Source organism: Paraburkholderia aspalathi, assembly GCF_900116445.1.
GTDB classification, from domain to species: Bacteria; Pseudomonadota; Gammaproteobacteria; order Burkholderiales; family Burkholderiaceae; genus Paraburkholderia; species Paraburkholderia aspalathi.
Genome location: NZ_FPBH01000046.1, coordinates 13,198 through 35,423 on the forward strand (window position 1 = coordinate 13,198; position 22,226 = coordinate 35,423).

Annotated in this window: 19 protein-coding genes; 11 read left to right on the top strand and 8 right to left on the bottom strand. The window is 62.7% G+C overall.

Annotated elements, in window-relative coordinates; translation table 11 throughout:
- Positions 1 to 160: 160 nt before the first annotated feature.
- From BM438_RS40495 to hutC (BM438_RS40530), 8 genes are all read left to right on the top strand, one after another.
- Entirely contained in the window at positions 161 to 1,000 is an 840-nt protein-coding gene (locus BM438_RS40495) for an arylamine N-acetyltransferase family protein (RefSeq protein WP_093646452.1), read from the top strand.
- 52 nt (positions 1,001 to 1,052) lie between these two features.
- Complete coding sequence (locus BM438_RS40500; RefSeq protein WP_093646375.1) at positions 1,053 to 1,733, top strand: methyltransferase family protein; 681 nt, start codon at positions 1,053 to 1,055, stop codon at positions 1,731 to 1,733.
- A gap of 325 nt (positions 1,734 to 2,058) precedes the next feature.
- Positions 2,059 to 2,883, top strand: coding sequence for a transporter substrate-binding domain-containing protein (locus tag BM438_RS40505; protein WP_425270764.1), 825 nt, complete (start codon positions 2,059 to 2,061; stop codon positions 2,881 to 2,883).
- A gap of 92 nt (positions 2,884 to 2,975) precedes the next feature.
- Complete coding sequence (locus BM438_RS40510; protein ID WP_054040266.1) at positions 2,976 to 3,698, top strand: ABC transporter permease; 723 nt, start codon at positions 2,976 to 2,978, stop codon at positions 3,696 to 3,698.
- Between the two features lie 15 nt (positions 3,699 to 3,713).
- Positions 3,714 to 4,469, top strand: coding sequence for an ABC transporter permease (locus tag BM438_RS40515; RefSeq protein WP_093646381.1), 756 nt, complete (start codon positions 3,714 to 3,716; stop codon positions 4,467 to 4,469).
- A 34-nt stretch (positions 4,470 to 4,503) separates the two neighbouring features.
- Positions 4,504 to 5,295: an ABC transporter ATP-binding protein gene (locus BM438_RS40520; protein ID WP_028197383.1), complete on the top strand. Its 792-nt coding sequence runs from the start codon at positions 4,504 to 4,506 to the stop codon at positions 5,293 to 5,295.
- Between the two features lie 54 nt (positions 5,296 to 5,349).
- Entirely contained in the window at positions 5,350 to 6,999 is a 1,650-nt protein-coding gene (locus BM438_RS40525; protein ID WP_093646383.1) for an HAL/PAL/TAL family ammonia-lyase, read from the top strand.
- Between the two features lie 227 nt (positions 7,000 to 7,226).
- A complete protein-coding gene (gene hutC / locus BM438_RS40530) occupies positions 7,227 to 7,910 on the top strand; it encodes a histidine utilization repressor (RefSeq protein ID WP_093646454.1) in 684 nt (227 codons plus the stop codon).
- 40 nt (positions 7,911 to 7,950) lie between these two features.
- On the opposite strand, the gene hutC (BM438_RS40535) is transcribed toward hutC (BM438_RS40530), so the two are convergent.
- The 5 genes from hutC (BM438_RS40535) to BM438_RS40555 form a co-directional block, all read right to left on the bottom strand.
- Positions 7,951 to 8,751 (bottom strand): histidine utilization repressor, encoded by an 801-nt coding sequence (gene hutC, locus BM438_RS40535; protein ID WP_093646386.1) that lies wholly within the window; start codon positions 8,749 to 8,751, stop codon positions 7,951 to 7,953.
- 70 nt (positions 8,752 to 8,821) lie between these two features.
- Positions 8,822 to 9,691, bottom strand: a complete 870-nt coding sequence (locus tag BM438_RS40540) for an amino acid ABC transporter ATP-binding protein (RefSeq protein ID WP_054040256.1) — start codon at positions 9,689 to 9,691, stop codon at positions 8,822 to 8,824.
- Between the two features lie 19 nt (positions 9,692 to 9,710).
- Positions 9,711 to 10,373, bottom strand: a complete 663-nt coding sequence (locus BM438_RS40545; protein ID WP_093646389.1) for an amino acid ABC transporter permease — start codon at positions 10,371 to 10,373, stop codon at positions 9,711 to 9,713.
- A gap of 30 nt (positions 10,374 to 10,403) precedes the next feature.
- On the bottom strand, positions 10,404 to 11,054 hold the full coding sequence (locus tag BM438_RS40550; RefSeq protein WP_054040252.1) for an amino acid ABC transporter permease: 651 nt from the start codon (positions 11,052 to 11,054) through the stop codon (positions 10,404 to 10,406).
- A 27-nt stretch (positions 11,055 to 11,081) separates the two neighbouring features.
- Positions 11,082 to 11,909, bottom strand: a complete 828-nt coding sequence (locus tag BM438_RS40555; RefSeq protein ID WP_093646392.1) for a transporter substrate-binding domain-containing protein — start codon at positions 11,907 to 11,909, stop codon at positions 11,082 to 11,084.
- Positions 11,910 to 12,184: 275 nt separating this feature from the next.
- Between BM438_RS40555 and BM438_RS40560 the strand changes: the two genes are divergently transcribed.
- Positions 12,185 to 13,174, top strand: a complete 990-nt coding sequence (locus BM438_RS40560) for an isopenicillin N synthase family dioxygenase (RefSeq protein ID WP_093646395.1) — start codon at positions 12,185 to 12,187, stop codon at positions 13,172 to 13,174.
- On the top strand, positions 13,171 to 14,595 hold the full coding sequence (locus BM438_RS40565; protein WP_093646397.1) for an FAD-binding oxidoreductase: 1,425 nt from the start codon (positions 13,171 to 13,173) through the stop codon (positions 14,593 to 14,595). Before BM438_RS40560 ends, BM438_RS40565 begins: the two co-directional genes overlap by 4 nt.
- 63 nt (positions 14,596 to 14,658) lie before the next feature.
- On the opposite strand, the gene BM438_RS40570 is transcribed toward BM438_RS40565, so the two are convergent.
- From BM438_RS40570 to BM438_RS40580, 3 genes are all read right to left on the bottom strand, one after another.
- A complete protein-coding gene (locus tag BM438_RS40570) occupies positions 14,659 to 15,441 on the bottom strand; it encodes a substrate-binding domain-containing protein (protein ID WP_093646457.1) in 783 nt (260 codons plus the stop codon).
- Positions 15,442 to 15,644: 203 nt separating this feature from the next.
- Positions 15,645 to 19,055: an alpha/beta fold hydrolase gene (locus BM438_RS40575; protein ID WP_093646400.1), complete on the bottom strand. Its 3,411-nt coding sequence runs from the start codon at positions 19,053 to 19,055 to the stop codon at positions 15,645 to 15,647.
- 212 nt (positions 19,056 to 19,267) lie between these two features.
- Positions 19,268 to 20,059 carry a hypothetical protein gene (locus tag BM438_RS40580; RefSeq protein WP_093646402.1) on the bottom strand — a complete coding sequence of 264 codons (792 nt, stop codon included), beginning with the start codon at positions 20,057 to 20,059 and terminating at the stop codon, positions 19,268 to 19,270.
- A gap of 354 nt (positions 20,060 to 20,413) precedes the next feature.
- Between BM438_RS40580 and BM438_RS40585 the strand changes: the two genes are divergently transcribed.
- Positions 20,414 to 22,195 (top strand): ATP-binding response regulator, encoded by a 1,782-nt coding sequence (locus tag BM438_RS40585; RefSeq protein ID WP_093646459.1) that lies wholly within the window; start codon positions 20,414 to 20,416, stop codon positions 22,193 to 22,195.
- Positions 22,196 to 22,226 lie beyond the last annotated feature (31 nt).

Sequence of the window (22,226 nt, forward strand, 5' to 3'; positions counted from 1 at the left end):
AATGATTTAGTATGGTTGCCGCCATATGGAACCAGTGCCGGGACCCGGGTCCTGGGCTGATAGCAAAAGACGCTATGATCATCTTCCGAAGCCGCGCCTTAGCGCGAAAGCCTTGAGTGCCTAAGTGCCGGGCGCGCAAAACCATACCGGGACGACACCGATGTCACACACAGTGAATCTGGAAAACTATTTCACCCGCATAGGCTACAAAGGACCTCGCGCGGCGACGTTGGAAGTGCTCCAGGAACTCCACCAGCTGCACCCCAGAGTGATCCCCTTCGAGAACCTGAATCCGCTCACACGCCGCGCGGTGAAACTGGATCTCGAATCAGTCGAACAAAAGCTGATCACGCAAAAACGTGGCGGCTATTGCTTCGAGCAGAACGCGCTCTTCGCGAACGTCCTGACGCAGTTAGGCTTCAACATCACGCCCCTGTTAGGCCGAGTTCTGTGGGGCCGCGAATCCGGTGCAATCCCGCCTCGCACGCACATGGTGTTGCGCGTCGACATCAAAGACGAAGCATGGATCGCCGACGTCGGTTTCGGCAGCGTGACGTTGACGGCGCCGCTGCGCCTGATCGCAGGCACCGCGCAGCCGACACAACTGGGCACGTTCCGCCTTGCCGATGCATCGCACGACGCGCTCTACCTCGAAGTCCAATCCCGCGACGACACGTGGGCCCGCGTCTACCGTTTCGACCTGCACCCGGTCGAGTGGATCGATTACGAAACTTCGAACTGGTACACCTCGACCGCACCGGATTCCGTCTTCCTGAATCATCTGATCGTTTGCCGAGTCCTGGCGGAGTCGCGGCTGACCTTGCTCGATGACCAACTGAACGAACGCGCCGCGGACGGTCAGGTCATCAGCGAACGGCAGCTTAAAAGCGCGGACGAACTCGCAACCTGCCTGCGTGATCAGTTCGGTCTGAACACGGGCGACATCGACATGGCAGATGTATTCGGACGGGTGCGCTCACCCGCGGCGGCTTCCGTCTGAGACGGCCGCGTATAAACGCACGTCAACAGCCACCAGCGGGCACGAACCAGCCATGATCACGCGCCTTGTCCTGCAAACCACAGCCTGGCTGGTATGCATGGGCGCGCTGCTGTTCGGCGCCGCGGGTACGCTCGCGTGGCCCGCCGGCTGGTGGTATCTGATCGAGACCGGCGGGCTGAGTTTGTGGGTCGGTTTCTGGCTGGCGCGCCACGATCCCGGTTTGCTTGCCGAGCGTCTCGCGCCGATCGTTCAGGCGCAACAAAGCCGCTGGGACCGCTACTTTATGGTGGCTGTGGCGGTGATGTGGAGCGCCTGGCTCGTCCTGATGGCGCTCGACGCAATGCGCTATCGCTGGTCGGCGCCGCTGCCAATCTGGCTCGTGAGCCTCGGCTCGCTGTGCATTCTTGTCTGCATCTTCATGTGCCTGATCGTCTTCCGGGCGAATAGCTATGCCGCGCCCGTCGTGAAGATTCAGGCCAGCCGCGGTCATAAAGTCATCGACACCGGCCCCTACGCCTTTGTCCGTCATCCGATGTACTCGGCCGCGCTGCTGTTGTTCATCGGCACGCCCTTGCTGCTCGGCTCGTGGTGGGGGCTTGCCTGCGTGCCGTTACTGGTGATCGGCATTGGCTGGCGGGCCGTGCGCGAGGAGCGCGTGCTGGCGGCGCAACTCGAGGGCTACACCCACTACACCACGCGCGTGCGTTACCGCTTCGTGCCGTTCATCTGGTAGGGCGCGCCATGCGCCAATTCGGAGCGTGTTCGCTCCTTTCACACCAACCTGTCTAGACAAAGCGCACCACGCTGGCGCACCCGGCGCTGGTCGCCGCATCGTCTTTGCCCTTTCAAAACTCCCTTAAAAGCCTTATCGGACGGCCTCATCTAGGGGCTTACCCGATGATTTCGACGATTTCGAAGAATTCCTCTTGCGATGGCTTTTTGACTCATGCAAGCTTGTCTATACAAATTAGACGGCAGTAAAAATCCAGCTCGACGGTTTCCTCAATCAAAGGAGTTTCGACGTGAAAGTGAAGCGCACGACGTTAGCAAAAGCATTGATGGGCGCCGTGCTCGGCTCCGCGACAATTTTCGCGGCACCGGTGCAGGCGAAAGACTGGAAGACGGTGACGATCGCACTGGAAGGCGGCTACGCACCCTGGAACCTGACCTTGCCGGGCGGCAAGCTGGGCGGCTTCGAACCGGAGCTGGTCGCCAATCTGTGCGAGCGCATCAAGCTCCAGTGCAATCTCGTGGCGCAAGACTGGGACGGCATGATCCCCGGTCTGCAAGCCGGCAAGTTCGACGTCCTGATGGACGCGATCTCGATCACGCCGGAACGCGAAAAAATCATCGCGTTCTCGAAGCCGTACGCCGCCACGCCGGCCACGTTCGCCGTGACTGACGCGAAGGTGCTGCCCAAGGCCGCGCCGACCGCTGCCGTCGTCAAGCTGTCGGGCGATCCGAAAACCGATCAACCCACCGTCGACGCCTTGCGCAAGCAGCTGAAGGGCAAGACCATCGGCATTCAGTCGGGCACGGTCTACACTAAATTCATCAACGATGGCTTCAAGGACGTCGCGACGATCCGCGTCTACAAGACCTCGCCTGAGCGCGACCTCGATCTGGCCAACGGTCGCATCGACGCCTCGTTCGACGACGTGACTTACTACGCCGCCAACATCGACAAGAAAGAGACCGCATCGATCGTGATGGCCGGTCCGAAGATCGGTGGTCCGATCTGGGGTCCGGGTGAAGGCCTCGCGTTCCGCAAGCAGGACGCCGACCTGAAAGCGAAGTTCGATACCGCGATCAGCGCCGCGCTTGCTGATGGCACGGTCAAGAAACTCTCCGCCAAGTGGTTCAAGACCGACGTCACGCCTTGATTCGCCTGAGCGTTCAGAAGTAACGGCAGGCGCGGCGTGAAAGCCGCGCCCGTCGGCTGGTTCGATCCGCCGTAATGGATGAGGGGTAGGGAATGGCTCTGATAGAGATGCTCGGCTTCGGGCCGGAAGGCTGGGGCGGCGTGTTGCTGCTTGCAGCGTTGATGACGGTCGCGCTTACGCTGGCGGCGCTCGCGGTCGGCGCGGTGTTCGGCGCACTGATTGCGGCGGCCAAGCTGTCGCGGTTTCGCACGCTGCGCGTGCTCGGCGATGCGTACACCACCGTGTTTCGCGGCGTACCTGAGCTGCTCGTTATCTATCTGTTCTATTTCGGCGGCTCGACGCTCGTGACCACGATTGGTCAATGGTTCGGCGCGGACGGCTTCGTCGGCGTGCCGCCGTTCGTGATCGGCGCGCTCGCGGTCGGCATGATTTCCGGCGCGTACCAGGCCGAGGTGTATCGCTCAGCGGTGCTCGCGGTATCGCGCGGCGAACTCGAAGCCGCGCGTTCGATCGGCATGCCCACCATGACGATGGCGCGCCGCATTCTGATTCCGCAAGTGCTGCGTTTCGCCTTGCCGGGCATCGGCAACGTCTGGCAATTGAGCCTGAAAGATTCGGCGCTAATTTCCGTCACGGGCCTGGCCGAACTGCTGCGCGCCAGCCAGGTGGCGGCGGGTTCGACGCATCAGTACTTCACGTTCTTCGTGGTGGGCGGCGCGCTGTATCTGCTGATGACCAGCATCTCGAACCGGGTCTTCAACCACGCCGAAGCGCGCGTTGGCCGATCCTTCAAGCGCAACTTCGCGCGCAACTGACGGGGACCGGACATCATGCATTTCGACTTCGATTTTCTTCTCGACACGCTGCGGCAACTGATCGCGGCTGTGCCGACCACGCTCGGGCTGTTCTTCTGCTCGTTGATTCTCGGCGGCTTGCTCTCGCTCGTAATCGTCACGATGCGCGTGTCGCCGCACTGGCTGCCGAACCGCTTCGCGCGTGCTTATATCCTCGTGTTCCGCGGCTCGCCGCTGTTGATCCAGATGTTCCTCGTCTACTACGGCATGGGCCAGTTCGGCGTGATTCGCGAGAGCTTCCTGTGGCCGGTGTTGCGCGAGCCGTACATGTGCGCGGTTTTATCGTTGGCGCTGTGCACCGCCGGATATACCGCGGAGATTATCCGTGGTGGTTTGATGGCCGTGCCGGTCGGTCAGATCGAAGCGGGCTATTCGATCGGCTTGTCGGGTTTCGCGCTGCTGCGCCGCGTGATCGGTCCGATCGCGTTGCGCCAGTGTTTGCCTGCGTACTCGACTGAGGCCGTGCTGCTTGTCAAATCCACCGCGCTCGCTAGTCTCGTCACCGTGTGGGAAGTGACTGGCGTCGCGCAGCAGATCATTCAGCAAACGTATCGCACCACGGAAGTATTCATCTGTGCCGCGTTGATCTATCTGTTCCTGAATTTCGTCATCGTGCGTTTGCTTGGTTTCCTCGAAACGCGCCTGTCGCGCCATCTGCGTGCGGCGCCCGCGCAAAGCACGCCGAACCGGCCGGTTTCGTCCACGACCGAAGCACGCCGCGCCGCGCCCTGAACGAACGCATATCTTGCAGAATCTGGAGAATCCCATGAACGCTACGGCACCTGTTGCATTGTCGGTCAAGAACATCCATAAGTCGTTCGGCGACCATCACGTGCTCAAAGGCATTTCGCTCGACGCCCATCAAGGCGACGTGATTTCGATTCTCGGCGCGAGCGGCTCCGGCAAGAGCACGTTCCTGCGCTGCCTGAATCTGCTCGAAACGCCGGATGACGGCTCGGTGGCGCTCGGCGGTGAAGAGCTGAAAATGAAGCGCCGCGGCGACGGCAAGCTGCAACCGAGTGACCGCCGCCAGGTGGACCGGGTGCGCTCGCAACTCGGCATGGTGTTTCAGAACTTCAATCTCTGGTCGCATATGACCGTGCTGGAAAATCTGATCGAAGGTCCGATGCGCGTGCAAAAGCGCAGCCGCGCCGAATCGGTTGAAGAAGCGGAAGCGCTGCTGGCGAAGGTCGGTCTCGCGGAAAAACGCGGTCACTATCCGGCACATCTGTCCGGCGGTCAGCAGCAGCGCGTAGCGATCGCGCGTGCGTTGGCGATGCATCCCAAAGTGATGTTGTTCGACGAACCGACCTCGGCGCTCGACCCCGAACTGGTCGGCGAAGTGCTGCGCGTGATGCGCTCGCTCGCCGAAGAAGGCCGCACGATGCTGGTCGTCACGCACGAGATGGGTTTCGCGCGCCATGTGTCGAATCGCGTGATGTTCCTGCATCAAGGTCAGGTGGAAGCCGACGGAACGCCGGATGAAGTGTTCGTCGAATGCAAGTCGGACCGCTTCCGTCAATTCGTGTCGAGCCACCAGGATCGCACCACGAACTAATCGATCAGCTTTGACTGGTTACCACTTCGTTACTTCACCGCACAGAGCACTATCATGGCCGTGATCCGTTCCGATCGTCCTCTCGACTGGGTTCAGGTGGCGGCGATCGCCGCCGGCGAACCGCTCGAGCTTTCCGCCGATGCCCGCTCGCGTATCCGTGCGGCACGCGTGCTTGTTGAACAGATCGTCGAGCGCGGGATTCGCGCGTATGGCGTGAATACCGGCGTCGGCGCGTTGTGCGACGTGATCGTGTCGCCGTCCGAACAGCGCACGCTGTCGCGCAACATTCTGATGAGTCATGCAGTAGGCGTTGGCGCGCCGCTCGGTGTTGCCGAGACGCGCGCGATCATGGCCGCGGCCGTCAATAATTTTGCGCACGGGCATTCGGGGATTCGCCTCGAAGTCGCGGATCAACTGGTTGCGTTGCTCAATGCCGATTGCCTGCCGGAAGTGCCGGCGTTCGGTTCGGTGGGTTATCTGAGCCATATGGCGCATATCGCCCTCGTCTGTATCGGCGAGGGGCATGTGCGCTATCGCGGTGAGCGTCTCAAGGGGCGCGACGCGTTGCAACTGCTCGGCCTCGAACCGTTGGTGCTCGAAGCGAAGGAAGGTTTAAGCCTTATCAACGGCACGCCGTGTGTGACGGGTCTCGCCGCGTTGGCGCTGGCGCGCGCCGCGCGTCTACTTGACTGGACTGACGTGGTTGGCGCGATGAGCTTCGAGAATCTGCGTGGTCAACTCGCGGCCTTCGACGAAGACTCGCTGGCGCTGCGCATTTCGCCGGGATTGAACCTGGTCGGCGAACGCATGCGTACCGCGCTCGCCGATAGCGGCATTCTTGCTGCGGTGGTCGGCCACCGCACGCAAGATCCACTGAGTATGCGGACCATTCCGCACGTTCATGGCGCCGCGCGCGACGTGCTCACCGGAACCGCCGACGTGGTCAACCGCGAACTCGCATCGATTACCGACAATCCGATCGTCGCCGGCACGCCGGAAAACCCACGCGTCTATTCGCAGGCGCACGCGGTGGGGGCGTCGATCGCACTGGCGATGGACAGCCTCGCCACCGCAATCGCGCAAGTTGCAGCGATGGCCGAGCGGCGCCTCGACCGTCTCGTCAATCCGCTCGTGAGCGGCTTGCCGGCGTTTCTCGCGGAGCCGGGCGGCACCTGTTCGGGCTTCATGATCGCGCAGTACACGGCGGCCTCGCTGGTCGCGCAGAACCGGCGCCTTGCGATGCCCGCGAGTCTGGACGGTGGCATTACATCCGGCCTGCAGGAGGACCACCTGTGCCATGCCACGCCCGCTGCGCTGAAAGCGTTGGAGATCGTCGACAACGCCGGGCGCATCGTCGCCATCGAATTGCTGGCGGCGGCGCAAGCCTACGATCTGCAAAGCATCGACGCACCGCGCGCACCGCACACGGACGCACTCTGGCAACGCATCCGTCGCGCCGTGCCGACGTACCGCGACGATCGGCCGCTTGCTGACGACATGAGCATCGCGTTTCGCATCATCGCCGATGAAACGCCGCCGCCGCTGCCAAACCCGGGTACTATTCGGCCCGGGCCGGAAGCTTCAGTCAACGGCAACGGCGCAGCGCTTGCCGCATTGGCGAACGTGACGAGCGTGGGCGCCACAGGCAAGCTTGGCGCCGACGCGGCGGCCAACGACGGCCGCGCCACTGCCCACGCAGGTTGACGACGCTCGTTGCTGCAATGGCGTGGCCGGCTCGAATGGATGAATCAGATAGATGGATTCGGATTGATGGAGACAGAGCCGGTGAGCGGGCTTACCCGCCGGTGAACCGGCCTAACGTGTACCACCCGCGTACCACCCACGAGGTCGACGTGAACACTATTACAAACGCGCAAACCGCAGACACGCAGGACCGCCCGGGTCGCACCGCTGAGACACCGGCCAAGGCGATGCCCGCCTATGAGCAGATCAAGCGCTATGTGATCAGGCGCATCAGCGAGGGCGACTGGAAGCCAGGCGGCCTGATCCCATCAGAAACGGAATTGGTTAAAGAGTTCGGCGTCGCGCGCATGACGGTATCGCGCGCGCTGCGTGAGCTCACCACCGAACGCGTGCTGACGCGTGTGCAAGGCTCCGGCACGTTCGTCGCGCCACAGCGCTACGAATCCACGGTGTTGGAAATCCGCAATATCGCCGACGAAATCGCCGCGCGTGGCCATCGCCATTCCGCGCGTGTGCTGACGCTCGAACCCAGCGACGATCCACACGCGCTCGAAGCGCTCGGTCTCGCCAGCGGCCCGGCGTTTCACTCGTGCATTGTGCACAGCGAAGAGGGCGAGCCGATCCAGTACGAAGATCGCTACGTCAATCCGAAGGTGTTCCCCGAGTACCTGGAGCAGGACTTCACGGTCGAGACGCCGAATCACTACATGGTGCGGCTCGCGCCGATCCAGCGCGCGGAGTTTCGAATCTATGCGCAGAAGCCCGACGCGTATGTGCGGCGGCATCTGATGATGGATATCGGCGAGCCTTGCCTGCAGCTATGGCGCCGCACATGGGTTGGTGACGATGTGGCGACGTCGGTGCAACTGTGGCATCCGGCATCGCGCTTCCATCTGGCGGGCAACGTTTGAGCGGCAGGACGTGGGCGCGGGCACGGCGGCGTGCGCGCCGCTAGCCCTGGCGTTGCGACAGATCCGGCGTGAATCGGCAACCCAGGCGATACCGCGACCCCGGATGTACGAAACGCGCGAACGTGACCGCAACGCCGCTCGTCCATGTGCGGCGCATCAACGTCAGACACGGCTCATCGGCACGAATTTCCAGCCACTCGGCTTCGGCGCGCGTCGGCAGACCCGCGTCGACGACATGCTCGACGTCGTGCGCCGGCACGGTCTCGAACAGATACTCGGACGGCCTTGCCGTGGAGAAATCCTGCTTCAGGAAGTCCGGCGCCGTGACCGGATTGACGTAACGGTCTTCGAGCTGCACCGGCAGGCCGTTCTCGCGATGCACGCAAATCACATGAAACACGGATGCGCCGGGCGCAAGCCCTAAAGCGTTCGACACCGTCACCGGTGCCGTTTCGCGTTGCGAGAGGACGGTGTCGTAACTGTATTCGTGACCCCGCGAGCGGATCTCATCGCCGATATGGGCGATCATCAGCAACGTCGATTGCGGCTTCGTTTGCGCGACGAACGTACCGACGCCGGACACGCGGGTGACGAGGCCTTCATCGGCGAGTTCGCGCAGCGCGCGGTTCACTGTCATGCGCGACACGCCTAACGTCGCGACCAAGTCCAGCTCGGACGGCAGACGGTCGCCCGCTTGTCGCTCGCCCGATTCGATGATCTGGCGGATGTGATTCTTGACCTGTTCGTAGCGGGCAGCCGGTGCATCAGTTGCCACGCGCGCGGTTTTCATCGCCGCGGCGGGCGGGGTGTCGTGAGCTTTGCTGCGGACGGTAGAGGACATCGGCGGCCTTTGCGCTACAGTCCGTTTGAACTGCACGAGTCAGCCGAATCGGGAGGGCATCGGCGCGAGTTCATACCGGCTCCGCATCATCCGGACCGCGCGCCCAGAAGGCGTTGCGGTCAAAGTAGTTTTGCAGGAACTGCCGCAAGCGCGGCTGCCCGGCATCGTGAAACACTTCGCGCGGTTTGCCTTGCACGGCGATGCGCCCCTGATCGATGAACATGACCTTATCGGCGACCTGCGCGGCAAAACCCATTTCGTGCGTGACGACAGCCATCGTCATGCCGTCGCGCGCGAGCTGCTTCATCACTTGCAATACTTCGCCGACCAGCTCCGGATCGAGCGCCGAGGTCGGCTCGTCGAACAGCATGATGTGCGGCTCCATCGCCAGCGCGCGGGCAATGGCAACGCGCTGCTGCTGGCCGCCCGAGAGTTTCGACGGGTAGGCGTCCCCCTTATGCGCGAGGCCAACGGTTTCCAGCATCGCATTCGCACGGCGGCGCGCTTCGTCGCGTGACAGACTGCGCACGCGCAGCAAGGCTTCCATCACATTGCCGAGCGCGGTCATATGCGGCCACAGATTGAATTGCTGAAACACCATGCCGACGTTGCGCCGCACGCGATTGATCTCGCTTTGCGACGCTCGCACGCGTTTTCCATTGCGCTCGCTGTAACCGAGCAGTTCGCCTTCGATGCGCACGTCGCCCTGATCGTAGGTTTCGAGCGCGGCGAGGCAGCGCAGCAGCGTGCTCTTGCCCGAGCCCGACGGGCCGATGATGCAGACCACTTCGGAGCGGGCGATCTCGAGATCGACGCCGCGCAGTACTTCGACTTCGCCGAAGCGCTTACGCAGGTCGCGCACTTCGATCAGCGGCGCGCCGGGCGGCGTATCGAAGGCAGCGGTGGAAGTGGAAGACGGCATGTCGGCGATAGCGTTCATAAGATGGTCCGGATTCCGTTCATGCCATGAAGCGCGCGATGCGGGTTTCGGCCCACATGCCCGCGCGCGAGGTCAGTTCGACCAGCGCGAGATAGCACACGCACAGCACCAGCAGCGTTTCGACAAATGCGAAGGTGGCCGAGCCGATGCCGGTCAGCACGAACGTGAGCTCGGGGACGGTGACGATCGACAGCACCGCGGTTTCCTTGCTCAGCACGATAATCAGATTGGTCAGCGCAGGCACGATCAGCACCAGCATTTGCGGTACCTGAATGCGCAGGACGGCTTGCCAGCGGGTGAGTCCGAGACAGGACGCCGCTTCGAGATGACCCGCCGGCACCGATTGGAAACCGGAGCGGAAGGCTTCGGCGAAATACGCGCTGCCGTATAGGCCCAAGCCGAGCACACCGGCTGTCATCGGTTCGAGCGTAAGGCCAAAGGACGGGCCGCCGTAGTACAGCAAAAACAGCTGCACCAGAAATGGCGTGCCGCGAAACAGTTCGATATAGAAGCGCAATACGCCGCGCACCCAGCGTCCGCAAAATAGCTGCAGCACGGCGATGAGAAAGCCGATCAGAATGCCGATCGCGACGCCCGCGGCCCAGGTGCCGAGCGTGGTCGCAAGACCGGCGGCAATCGGCTGCAGGTTGTGCGTGATGACGGTGGGGTCGAGCTTTTGCATGGCCTATTTCAGTCTCGAGCTCAAGGTGGGTCAGGCGTGCTGCAAACGGTATTCGGCGGCATGCGCGACGAGCGCCAGCGTGCCGCAGATCACGAAATAAATCAGCCCGGCCGCGACGTAGGCTTCGAGCGGCCGATAGGTGCTGGCCGCGATGTTCTGCGCAGTGCGGGTCAACTCGGCCACGCCCACCACCGAAATCAGCGACGAAGCCTTGATCAGCAGCACCATTTCGTTGACGAGCGAAGGCAGCGTCAAGCGAAACGCCTGCGGCACCAGAATGCGCCGCAGCATATCGAACGGTGACAGTCCGAGCATGCGTGCGGCTTCGAGATGACCCGGCGGAATGCTGAGAAACCCACCGCGCAGAATCTCGGCGATATAGGAAGCGGAACACAGCGACACGGCGCTGATCGCCGCGACGATGGGCGATACATTGATCCCGGCGAACGGCAGCAGGTAATACACCAGCAGCAGTTGCACCAGCATCGGCACCCCGCGAAAAAAGAACACATAGGCGCCGCCGAACATGCGCGCCCAGCGCTTCGGGGAGAGACGTGCAGCACACACGCCGATCGCGACGAAGAAGCCGATCAGGAGACCCGTCAGCGAAATGCCGATGGTAGCGAGCGCCGCATGCAGCAGCAGCGGCAGGCCCTGAAGGAAGACGGTCGTGCTGAACATAAGAGCCGCACTCGCTAGATCAGTGCATTAATAGTTCGGCGCCGGCATTGTTGTCGGCGCATCCATTGCGACCCCGAACCACTTTTTCTGCAAGGTCGCGAGGCGCCCGTCGTTGTGCATTTTCACGAGCGCGGCGTTGAAGGCATCGGCGAGCGGCTTGCTGTCCGCGTCTTTACGCAGGCAGTAAGCAAAGTACACCTTTGCGCCGAACGGCGGCTGCACTACGGCGAAGGTTTCAGGACGTTGTTTGGCGACGTACGCGATGTTGGTCATCGAGTTCGCGACCGCTGCGATGCGGCCGGCGGCGAGATCGGCGTAGGCTTGATTGTTGTCGACGTATTCGCGGATTTCAGGCGGCTTCGGCAAAGTGGCGACGTAAGCCTTCAACTGATCGAGCTGGGCCGAGCCCTTGCCCGCGCCGACCGTCTTGCCGGCGATATCCGACGATTGCTTGACGGCGGAGTCGTTGGCGCGCTTGAGCAGCGCGTCGGTGGCGTCCGCGATCGGCAGCGTGTACGTGTAGCGTTCCATGCGCGCCTTGGTGACCGTCAGCGGGCCGCCCACCATATCGAACTTGCCGGCTTCGAGACCCGGCAGCACGCTCGGCCACGGCAGGTCGATGAAGCGAACCTTCACGCCCATTTCCTTGCCGACCTCGGCGAACAGGTCCTTGTTGAAGCCCGCTTGCTGGCCGTTCTCAAGGAAGTCGAACGGCGCGAACTGCATCTCGGTGCCCACCACCAGTTCGCCTGCTTTCTTCACTTTGGCGAGTTGGTCTTCCGCGTGAGCGGTGACGCTTGCCGCGCACAACGCCAGCATAACCAAACGACACTTCCAGCCTGCAAGGATGCTCATGGGATTCTCCGGTTGGCAAAGCGGTGTCGCGCGAAAGCGGTTCGTCAGTAGGGACCGGCGCGAGTCATGCGTTGCAGTATATACCGCAGTTTTCGCGCGAAATAAATAAACTCGCGAGTAGAGAAAAGCCCTTACGTGAAGGCGTGCAAAGCAACTTGCGGGTCCGCTTTTGGCGGTATATACAACTGGAATGCGCGAGGCACGCGAACCTGTCGCGAACGATTCATCAGCCTCTTTCGTCAGTTGAATTGACTAGCCCACCAGGGAGCAATGCAATGCCCGTGACCCGCATTCCGATCATCGACCTTGCCGGCGTGCGTGCCGGCGACCCGCAGGCTTTGACGCGAGTAGCGCACGAAATCCGCGAAGCGTGCACGACGATCGGCTTCTTCTACATCATCAATCACGGCGTGCCGCAAGCGACAATCGATGCGGCCGAACAGGCGGCCCGTACGTTCTTTGCGTTTCCGGTGGAGACGAAGCGGCGCGCGGCGGTCAATCAACGGCATCGCGGTTTCAACGCTCTCGGCGACGCCACCATGTATCAGGCCAAGCGCCCCGACTACAAGGAATTCTTCAGCATCGGCCTGGAGTTGCCTGAGGACGATCCCGATGTGAAGGCGGGACAGGCGCTGCGAGGGCCGAACAACTGGCCGGATTTCATGCCGGAGCTGCGGCCTGCGCTCTACGGTTATTACGAAGCGGTCGCCGCATGCGGCGCCGACCTGTTGCGTGCCGTCGCTGTGAGTCTCGGCGTCGACGAACATTTCTTCGCGCCGCGCTATACGAAGCGGATGCAGCGCACGCAGATGGTCTACTACCCGCCGCAGCCGCCCCAATCGGACGCGGATCAGTTCGGCGTCGCACCGCATACCGACTACGGCTGCATTACCCTGCTGTGGCAGGATCGGGTGGGGGGCTTGCAGGTGCGCGAGATCGCCAACGATACGTGGGTCGATGCACCGCCGATCGAGGGCAGCTTCGTGGTGAACGTCGGCGATCTACTGGCGCGTTGGACCAATGATCGTTTCCGCTCCACCTTGCACCGCGTGATCAATGCGTCGGGGCGCGAGCGCTATTCGATCGCGACGTTCTATGATCCCACGTACGGTGCAACGGTCGATCCGCGCGAACTCGGTACGAGCGATGCCGAACTCAAGTACCAACCGGTCGCAGCGGGTGACTACATCCTCGGGCGGATCAACGATTCGATGGGTTATCGCAAGAAAGCGGCAACTGAAGGCACGCAAGGAACCCCTGCATGACAGATAACAGTTTGGCAAACGGCGCAACCCATAGCGCAGCGCCGCTTTCCGCGACGCTCGACGCGCTGCGCGCCGCGCTCGGCGCCGACGCGGTGCGCGTTGGCGAGCAGATCGGCGAACACGCGATGACCGATTGGACCCGCCACGACCCGACGCGTCCCGCCGCGCTGCTTTTGCCGCGCAGCACGGAAGAAGTCTCGCGTGCGCTGGCCATTTGTCACGCTGCGCACCAACCGGTGGTGCCGCAGGGCGGCATGACCGGACTCGCCGGTGGCGCGATTGCGCGCGCGACGGATATCGCGTTGTCGCTGGAACGGCTCACCGGCGTCGAAGAAATTGACGCAGCGTCGGCCACGCTGACCGTGCGCGCCGGCACGACCTTGCAAACCGCGCAGGAAGCCGCCGCCGAAGCGGGCTTCGAACTCGCACTCGATCTGGGCGCACGGGGTTCGTGCCAGATCGGCGGCAATCTGGCGACTAACGCGGGCGGCAATCGCGTGATCCAGTCGGGCACCGCGCGCGATCAGGTGCTCGGTCTCGAAGTCGTGCTCGCCAACGGCGACGTGCTGACTTCGCTCGGCAAGATGGTCAAAAACAACACCGGCTACGACCTCAAGCACTGGTTCATCGGTTCGGAAGGCACGCTCGGTGTGATCACACGCGCGGTGTTGCGGCTCCATCCGCCACGCGCGGCGCGCCACACGGCGCTCGTCGCACTCGACGATTATGACGCCGCCGTGAACCTGCTGCGCCGCCTGTCGACGCGCTTTGGCAACGACATCGGCGCGTTCGAGATCATGTGGCCGGATTTCTATGATTTCGGCGTGAAGCTGACGGGCACGCGCTCGCCATTCGCCGATTCGCACCCGCTCTACGCACTGATCGAACACGCGACTTTTGACGCGAGTGACGACGGCGAACGCTTCTCAGCCGTGCTGACCGAAGCGCTCGATTCAGAAGCGATCCGCGACGCCGTGATCGCGCAATCGGTGGCCGACGTGCGGGCGCTATGGGCGATTCGTGAATGCACCGCCGAGTTTCCGGTGCGGCTCGATCCGATCAACTTCGACGTGAGCTTGCCCATCGGCGAAATCGGCGCTTTTGTCGACCGTTGCCGCGCAGCGCTTGATCAGCGCTGGCCGGGCAACGTGTCGTATTTCTTCGGCCATATCGGCGATTCGAATCTGCATCTCACCGTCGACGGCCATTCGATTCCCGGCGTCGAGCATCACGCGGTGTATGCGTTCGTCTACGAAATGCTGGGGCCGTTGCGCGGTTCGGTATCGGCGGAACACGGGATCGGCTTGCTCAAGCGCGAGTTCTTGCCGATCTCGCGCTCGTCTGCTGAATTGGCTGCGATGGCCGCCATCAAACATGCGCTGGACCCGCACGGCATTCTGAATCCGGGCAAGTTGTTCTGAACAGGGTGTGCCGCGCACCAGCGGTTCGCAGGCTTAACGCGCGGCTACGCCCTGGCCGTTTCGTCAATGCGCCGCGACGGAATCCATTCCGGTCGACGTGACTGCGGGTTGCGCAGCGGGCGAGGCGAGATAGTCGAGAAGGGCCTTCGCCTCATTCGGATGCTCGGCGTTCACCGGGATGCCCGCGGCATACCGCGTCACGGATTGCACCGACTCAGGAATCTTTCCGACGAAGGTGACGCCCGGCACCGGCAGCACCTCGCTGACCTGCTGGAATCCTACTTCGTAATCGCCATTGGCGACCACCGAGGCGACCGGGATCTTCTGAATCCTCTTCGCCTTGGCTTTCACCTGATCCTCGATGCCGAGCTTCCTGAAGAGCTCGCGCTCGATATAGACACCGCTCGCGCTGTCCGAGTAGGCGATCGATCTGGCGTGGAGCAAGGTCTCTTTCAGCGCATCGACGGAGCCGATATCCGGTTTCGGCGCACCGCTACGCACGACCATACCGATGCGGGAATCGGCGAGTTCGACGCGCGATCCGGGAATCACCTTGCCTTGCTTGATCAGCTCGTCGAGCGCGTAGCCGACCATGATGACCACGTCCGCGTGCTCGCCGCGGTCGAGCCGGTTCGGAATGGCTTCGGGTGATTTGCCCATCGAAGGCCCGAGTATGGTGTCGAGCGTATTGCCCGTCGACGCCGTGAACTTGGGGCCGAGCAGTTTATATGCGGCGGTGAATCCGCCCGAACTCATCACGCGGAGTTCGGCGGCCTCCACGTGTGCCGTTGCAACGGTGCCGGCCAGCAGCCCGGCGGTCAACATGGTCTGAAAGAAGGGTTTCATCCGGATAAGCGTGGCAGTCTGATAGGGATAAAGGCGTGATCGGCTCACGAGCCCAGGCAAGCCGACCACAAAACGTGGCGACTCGCCGCCCTTATACATACCACACCTGAACCAGCGCCAGCACAGCGAGCGGCGCGCAACACTTGCACGCGCTTACGGGATACGCTGGCTCGACCCAATCGCAACGCTGCGCTCAACCTCCGTCAATGCGCATTCAGATACCGCGCAATCACCGGATAGACATCCACCGCCGCATTCTTGCCAAGGATGCAGTCGATGTGCCCATAGTTGGGAATCAGATGCCGCTCGTACGGCTGCTCGGGCCATTGTTGGACCAGCATGTCATAGGTCAGCAAGGTGCTCTTCGGCAGATAGGTTTCGTTTTTCTCGCCGTGAATGAAGCCGATCGGCAGGCGCAAGCCGTCCAGGCCCTTCATGCCGTCCGCGCCGCTCAGGTAGACGTCTTTGCCGTCGGCATCGACGACCTTGCCCGCTCGCACCATCGCAGCGAGATGCTTGAAGACGGCGATGTCGTGCACGCCGAGCAGTTCCTGCAGATTCGCATGAAGCGTCTCATTCAACTGCTCGTGTTCGTAGAGCAGGCCGTAAAGGAAGGTTGCCCGGTGGCAGATAGGGCTGCCGCAGCCTTGTTTATGACTGAGCGGGTAGAGCCGCAACGCTTCGTCGAGCAGGTTCTGGGGCCACGACCTGTGCTCCGTAAAAGCGGTCAGATCGAGCACGCCGAGATGCTGCATGATGTCAGGGACGTGCAACCCGCACTTGATCTTTTCCAGCGTGCCGGGCACCGGATGCGCGGAGACCTGCGAGATGACCGCCGAGCGCACGCCCTTGAGGCCGTGCAGCAGCGACATGGTCAAGGCCAACCCACCCATGCAGTGGCCCAGTACCTGAATGTCCGGCACCTTGGTCAACTCCCGCACTTTGGCGACCGCGGCCGGAATGTCCTCACGAGCGACTTTGTCGACATTGGTCGGCACCATCACGCTCGGCATTTCGATGCTGACGCGTAGATCGACGAGCCACACGTCGTAGCCGACCGCACAGAGATACTCTACCAGGTTGGTGCCGATCAGATCGGTGGAGTAGATCCGGCTCGACACACCCGAGCCGTGGATCAGCAGCACGGGGCGCAGCGGTTTGTCGGACGGCCCGGCGTAGCGCGTGAGTCGAAGCCTGGTCCCGTCGGCTGTGTCGAAGAAGACGACTTGCGGCGCGGGCGCGCGTAGCGCGCGCTTGAGGCGCGGCTCGGCCTTCGGATCATAAAACTGCAAGGGCGCGGCCACGCCGCCGTATTCGGTGAACAGCACGCCCGCAAAAAACTTGCCGAACTTCAGGGTCCATTCAAGGCGTGATGTCAGGTCAGGGGTGTTGGTGACCTCGAGCGTGCGTTGCTGCTTGAGGAAATTCTCGGGCGTAATGATCAGCGTTGCCTTGCCGATCGCCGGCGCATCCGCTTGCGCCGAGTCGCGTAGTTCGGCGTAGAGCGTGTTGGTCTGCGCCCATAGATTGATCGGCGACGTACGCGTGATGATTTTCTGTCCCGTCAGGTAGTACGTCTTGCCTTCCGTGGAGTTGAGCGTCATGCGGTAATTCATGTTGCGCTCGTCCACATCCGATTCGTCGACCACGAACAGATTGAAGGTGCCGTCCGTGATCGTCATCGGTTGCGCGGAGAGCGCGGGGCAGGTCAGCGTGCCCGTAGTGTGGGCCAGATGTTGCGGATTGCTCAGCATATCGGCCAGATCGTCCGATTCCACCGTCAGCGTGAATTGAATCGGACTGGTGGCGGCTTCGCCCGCCACGGCCGGCGTATACGTACCGATCATCGTTTCGGTGAAGCGCAGGCCGATCTTCTGGGGCGTGGGCGTAGCGGCCGCGCCCTTGGCCTCGTAATCGATGTTCCAGCCGCGCGCGTTGGCGAGCAGCGCGCAATTGCGTTCCGCCAGCGCGGAAATCGTCAGCAGCGGATTGACGCCGAGCGACATCGGCATGACCGCGCCGTCCATCACGTATAGCCCTTCGTGCACCGCATTTCCGCTCGTGCCGCTAAAGACTCGCCCCTGATGATCGACGACGCCACGCGCCGCGTCCTCGCCCATCCCGCAGCCGCCGAGCGGATGCACGGTGACAATCTGGTTGCCGAGCAATCTGGTCGAAATCGGGTTGCGCATGTATTTGCCGCCGAGCGGCGCCTGCGCTTTCTCGAGCGTTTCTTCGACGGTCTGGAAGATCGGCTGCTTGCCGGCGTTCGGCCAGGCGATGCGCGCCCTGCCTTTGTCGTTCACGCTGATCTGGCCGCTTTCGTCGTCATGCGCCATCACCAGGTAGGTTTGCGTGTGATTGAGCGCGCCGTGATAGGGGCCGCGCAGGAAGCTCTCGATCACGCGCGCGTCGTAGCCGAACGGTTCGTCGTCGGCGCGCGGCGCGGGAATGTCGACGCCTTCGAACGGCGCGGCGCCGCCGAGCAGGGCGACCAGCGCGGCGCCGACCGGCCCGGCGAGCGAGCCTTCTTCGATGACGAAGCCGTCAGTCACGTTAGCGGTGTTGCGGTGGTCGATGATGCCGGTAATCGTCGGCCCGACCGGTGGGATGTCGCCCTTCTTGTGGGCGCCCCAGCCGACGCCGTTGATCACCTCCTCGGTGTTGTACGCGAAGGCGAGCACGTCGCCGTTGCCGGTGAGGTGCTGGCCGAGCATGTCCGACACGCTCAAGCCCTCCTTGCGCGAGCGCAGCAGCAGGGCGGTCGAACCGATCGTGCCGGCCGACATGATGACGACATCGGCGCTCACGAACAGATCGGGTGCGTCATAAATCTCGCGGCCCAGCTTCACTTCCTGAAAGCGCACGATCCACTTTTGCGTGGCGGCGTCGCGCAACACCGAATGCACTGCGGCGCCCGTAAAAATATGGGCGCCGTGCGCGACCGCATCGGGAAGGTAGTTCATGTGTGTCGAATTTTTCGCGTCGTAGTTGCAACCCGAGTTGCAATCGCCGCATCCGACACAGGCTTTTTGCTCAACGCCCGCAGCGTTGATGCGGTCCTCGAAAGTGACCGTGACCGGCGGCGGATAAAAGCGATCTTCCATGCCCAGCGCCTGCGCGGATTTTTTCAGCGCCAGCAGTTTCGGCAACTGCAAAAAATCGCCGGACACCGCCGACGGCTGCAGCATGGCGCGAGCCAGTTCGTAGCCCTTGTCGCGTCCCGCCTTGTCGGCGCGGAGCGCAGCGGGCCAGCGGTCGTCGTCCCATAAGCGCGGTTCGGCTTCGAGCGCAACATTCGCGTTGATCAGCGAGGTGCCGCCCAGTCCGCAACCCACCACCGCATTCACGTCTTCATTCACATGCATTTCGAGCAGCGCGAGCGGTGAGCCAATTTGCGCGAGGGCGGTGTTGTATTGCACCTCGGCGGCGCCTTCGATCGGCGTGCGTGGATAGTCGCCGGCCATAAATTCGCGCCCGCGTTCCAGCACGCACACGTTTTTGCCGGCACGCGCCATGCGGCTCGCGGCAATCGCACCGCCATATCCCGATCCCACCACCACCACGTCGTAATGCGACTGCATTGCTGTCAGGGCGCTTGATAAGCGGTTCATTCAGACCACCTCGTCAGGAAGGGGATGCCGGGTAGGGGAACCCGGACTTCGGAAGGAAGACGGCGTGCGGCTGCGGCTTTTTTATCGTAGGCGGTGCGCGATGACAAAAAAAGGCGCATCGTACGTGGCGCGCGACACTTGCGTGGGGCGTGCCCGATTTCCGGGGAGGGGAAAAAGCCGCCGTCGGCCGACGCCGGTCTGTCAATGCGCTTTTAGGCGGCTACTTCATTCATTTCGCTGTCGCTCGATTCGGCGGCGAGCAGGTTCAAGGCGATCAGAATCGCCGCGCGGTTGTCGAGATCGATCTCGATGCCGAGCACGTCGATCAGCCAGCGGCCGATCTTGGTATTGGAAAATTCGTCGGCCCCGGCCGTCTTTTTCATGGTGACGCCAAGTTTGACGGCGCGATAGTGATACGAGGGGACACGATGCTGAGCAGCGACTGCCGAGAGGCCGCCTTTTCCTTCCGAGCACCAGCCAAGGCTGCCGGCCAGCACGATGCGCTCCGGCTCGTCGAGGCTGTCGATAAAAGTCCGGGCCGCGAGCCGCACGCGTTGTTCGTCGAGGCCGTATTGCAGCAACACGCTTTCGACCGGGTCTTCCAGCGCTTGCGCGTGCAGATCGATTTCCTGCGCCATGCCATCGTTTTCCATCGACACGTTGCGTTGATGGCCGGCGCTGCGCAGACAGTCGATCAGGTAACGGCGAAAATACGCGCACAGTGCGTAGCCGTTGGACGGCGCGCTGTCGGCGCAGGCATTCGTTTCCGTGTGGCCGGGCGCGAGGCGCAGAACTTTCGCGTAGATGAACTGCGCGACCAGTTCTTCCTTGTCTTCACCGAGCGCCTGCAGTTCAAGCGGGTGGTAGGTGCGTAGCGCCCGCTTGACCAGATCGACCATCGACACCATCTCGTCGGCGGACAACTGGGTACGCCGACGCCACAGGTCGGGCAGGATCGCATCGTCGAGATTGCGGACGAACGCGTGGCTCGGAACTGCGCCCATGAAAACCTCCATAAAGGGTTAGGCAATGAGCGCGGGGAGCCTCGACTGCAGGCAATGAAAGGGGTGTTGGAACTTTTGAGCCGCGCTGGAATGTGAGGCCAGTATGGTTTCCGGCGGGCGCTTCGCCTATATGGATTAAGTGGTAGCTGATGGGTAAACTGCCGGGTAAACCATCCGCGCGTCTGCCTGTTCGCCGTCTGATGACCGTGCGCTGCACCAAAAGGCTGCAGCGCGCGATGGAGCACCGCAACACCTGATGCAGCAACTCTCGCGCAGCACGTCAGGCCCGCCGTGCCTGCGTCGCTGAGCTTGCGTCCTACGCCATCGAATCCGGTCGACAAAGGAGACCGCATGATGCGGGCTGATCCAATCCAGCGTGCAATCGACGAAGACCTTGTGCGCGTGCTGTACGCGCAAGATCCCATCGCCTTCTTTTCGCACTGGTTCTCGATTGCGGTGCTGGTGGCGATCTACTGGCCGCACGTGCCGTCGCCGCCGCTGTTCATCGCGTGTTTCGGGTTTTATGCGGCCGCCAATTGCGGTGGCCTGGCGCTTTGGATCTGCAATCGCCGCTACCCGCACCTCGCGACGCCACGCGGCTGGATCAACCTGCATGCGCTGCGCGGCGTGCTGCTGTACAGCGCGCCGGGGCTTGCGGTGTGGTTCGCGTTCCAGAGTCCTCAAGCCGATTTGCCGCTGCTGCACACCGTGATGATCGTCACGCTGGCGGCCGGCGTGTTCATGTCGAACGGCTTCGATCTGCTGAACTTTTCGACCGCGATTCCGTTTCTGCTGTTTCCGGCGATCGTGCTGCATTTCGGCACGCATACGTTCGACCGGACCATTCTCGCCATCGTCCTCGCGTTCTTCTTCTGCGCGATCAACGTCTATGCGGTGAGTTATCGCAAGCTGTTCCAGCAGGTCGTGCAGGCGCGCGTCGATCAGCAGTATCTGGCGGAGTCGCTGGCGGCGCAAAAGCGTGTCGCCGAAGAGGCCAGTCTTGCCAAAACGCGATTTTTTGCAGCCGCGAGCCACGATTTGCGCCAGCCGCTGCATGCAATCGGATTGCTGGCGGCTTCGCTCAACGACTCGGCGGCGACGCTCGTGCAGCATGCCAGGACGGCTCAGCACATCGTTTACAACGTCGAGGCGTTGAATCAGCTGTTCAACCAGGTGCTCGATCTCGCCCGGCTCGAAAGCGGCGTGACCCAGGTGATCCGCTTGCACTTCCGGCTGTCGGAACTGTTCGAGCGGGTCGGCAGCCAGTACCGTCCGCAGGCGGCGGCCAAGGGGCTGGCGCTGCGGATCGCGCCGTCTTCGGTGGTCCTGCATGACGATCCGGTGCTGCTCGAACGTGTGCTGAGCAATTTGCTCTCGAACGCAGTGCGCTACACCGAGGAAGGCGCGATCTGGGTCGGCTATCGTCGAGCAGGGCGTCATTCGGGCGGCTATATCGAGGTGCGCGATTCCGGCATCGGCATTCCGGTCGAGGAACACGAACGCATCTTCGAAGAGTTCTACCAGGTCGCCAATCCGCAGCGCGACGCGCGTCAAGGGCACGGTCTGGGCTTGCCGACGGTGAAGCGCCTCGTCGAAATGCTCGGCGGCGAGTTGCAACTGCGCTCGGCGCCGGGCCGGGGCTCGGTGTTCCGCTTTCCGGTGCAGGTGGGCGACGCCGGCGGCATTGTCGCGAGCCTGAACGAGGCGGTGGCGGGCGGACCGTCGGCGCAGGGGCGGCGCGTGCTGTGCATCGACGATGAGCCGTCGATTCTCGAAGGCCTCACGAGTCTGTTGGGACGCTGGGGTTGCATCGTGCGTGGCGCACGTGACGAGGTCGACGCGCTCGTCGCGCTGGAAGACGGTTTCGTACCGGATGCCGTGTTGTGCGACTACCAGCTGGCTAATCACCGAACCGGCGCGCAAGCGCTCTCGGCCGTGCGCAATACGCTCGGGCGCGCGGGTCACGACGGTGTGGTGACTTTGCTGATCACGGGCGATATGGCCTCGGCCGAACTGGCGGCACTGGCCCTGCAGGGTATTCCGGTGCTGCACAAACCGGTCACTCCGGCGCGGTTGCGGCGGACCCTGGAAATGCTGTGGCAGCAGGCGGAACTGGATAAAGGGCGGGCGGCGTGAAGCGTGACATGAAGGGCGGCGGCATAAGCGC

Coding starts and splice junctions, on each gene's coding strand:
- BM438_RS40495 (WP_093646452.1), top strand. CDS start 161: ATGTCACACACAGTGAATCTGGAAAACTATTTCACCCGCATAGGCTAC.
- BM438_RS40500 (WP_093646375.1), top strand. CDS start 1,053: ATGATCACGCGCCTTGTCCTGCAAACCACAGCCTGGCTGGTATGCATG.
- BM438_RS40505 (WP_425270764.1), top strand. CDS start 2,059: ATGGGCGCCGTGCTCGGCTCCGCGACAATTTTCGCGGCACCGGTGCAG.
- BM438_RS40510 (WP_054040266.1), top strand. CDS start 2,976: ATGGCTCTGATAGAGATGCTCGGCTTCGGGCCGGAAGGCTGGGGCGGC.
- BM438_RS40515 (WP_093646381.1), top strand. CDS start 3,714: ATGCATTTCGACTTCGATTTTCTTCTCGACACGCTGCGGCAACTGATC.
- BM438_RS40520 (WP_028197383.1), top strand. CDS start 4,504: ATGAACGCTACGGCACCTGTTGCATTGTCGGTCAAGAACATCCATAAG.
- BM438_RS40525 (WP_093646383.1), top strand. CDS start 5,350: ATGGCCGTGATCCGTTCCGATCGTCCTCTCGACTGGGTTCAGGTGGCG.
- hutC (WP_093646454.1), top strand. CDS start 7,227: ATGCCCGCCTATGAGCAGATCAAGCGCTATGTGATCAGGCGCATCAGC.
- hutC (WP_093646386.1), bottom strand. CDS start 8,751: ATGTCCTCTACCGTCCGCAGCAAAGCTCACGACACCCCGCCCGCCGCG.
- BM438_RS40540 (WP_054040256.1), bottom strand. CDS start 9,691: ATGAACGCTATCGCCGACATGCCGTCTTCCACTTCCACCGCTGCCTTC.
- BM438_RS40545 (WP_093646389.1), bottom strand. CDS start 10,373: ATGCAAAAGCTCGACCCCACCGTCATCACGCACAACCTGCAGCCGATT.
- BM438_RS40550 (WP_054040252.1), bottom strand. CDS start 11,054: ATGTTCAGCACGACCGTCTTCCTTCAGGGCCTGCCGCTGCTGCTGCAT.
- BM438_RS40555 (WP_093646392.1), bottom strand. CDS start 11,909: ATGAGCATCCTTGCAGGCTGGAAGTGTCGTTTGGTTATGCTGGCGTTG.
- BM438_RS40560 (WP_093646395.1), top strand. CDS start 12,185: ATGCCCGTGACCCGCATTCCGATCATCGACCTTGCCGGCGTGCGTGCC.
- BM438_RS40565 (WP_093646397.1), top strand. CDS start 13,171: ATGACAGATAACAGTTTGGCAAACGGCGCAACCCATAGCGCAGCGCCG.
- BM438_RS40570 (WP_093646457.1), bottom strand. CDS start 15,441: ATGAAACCCTTCTTTCAGACCATGTTGACCGCCGGGCTGCTGGCCGGC.
- BM438_RS40575 (WP_093646400.1), bottom strand. CDS start 19,055: ATGAACCGCTTATCAAGCGCCCTGACAGCAATGCAGTCGCATTACGAC.
- BM438_RS40580 (WP_093646402.1), bottom strand. CDS start 20,059: ATGGGCGCAGTTCCGAGCCACGCGTTCGTCCGCAATCTCGACGATGCG.
- BM438_RS40585 (WP_093646459.1), top strand. CDS start 20,414: ATGCGGGCTGATCCAATCCAGCGTGCAATCGACGAAGACCTTGTGCGC.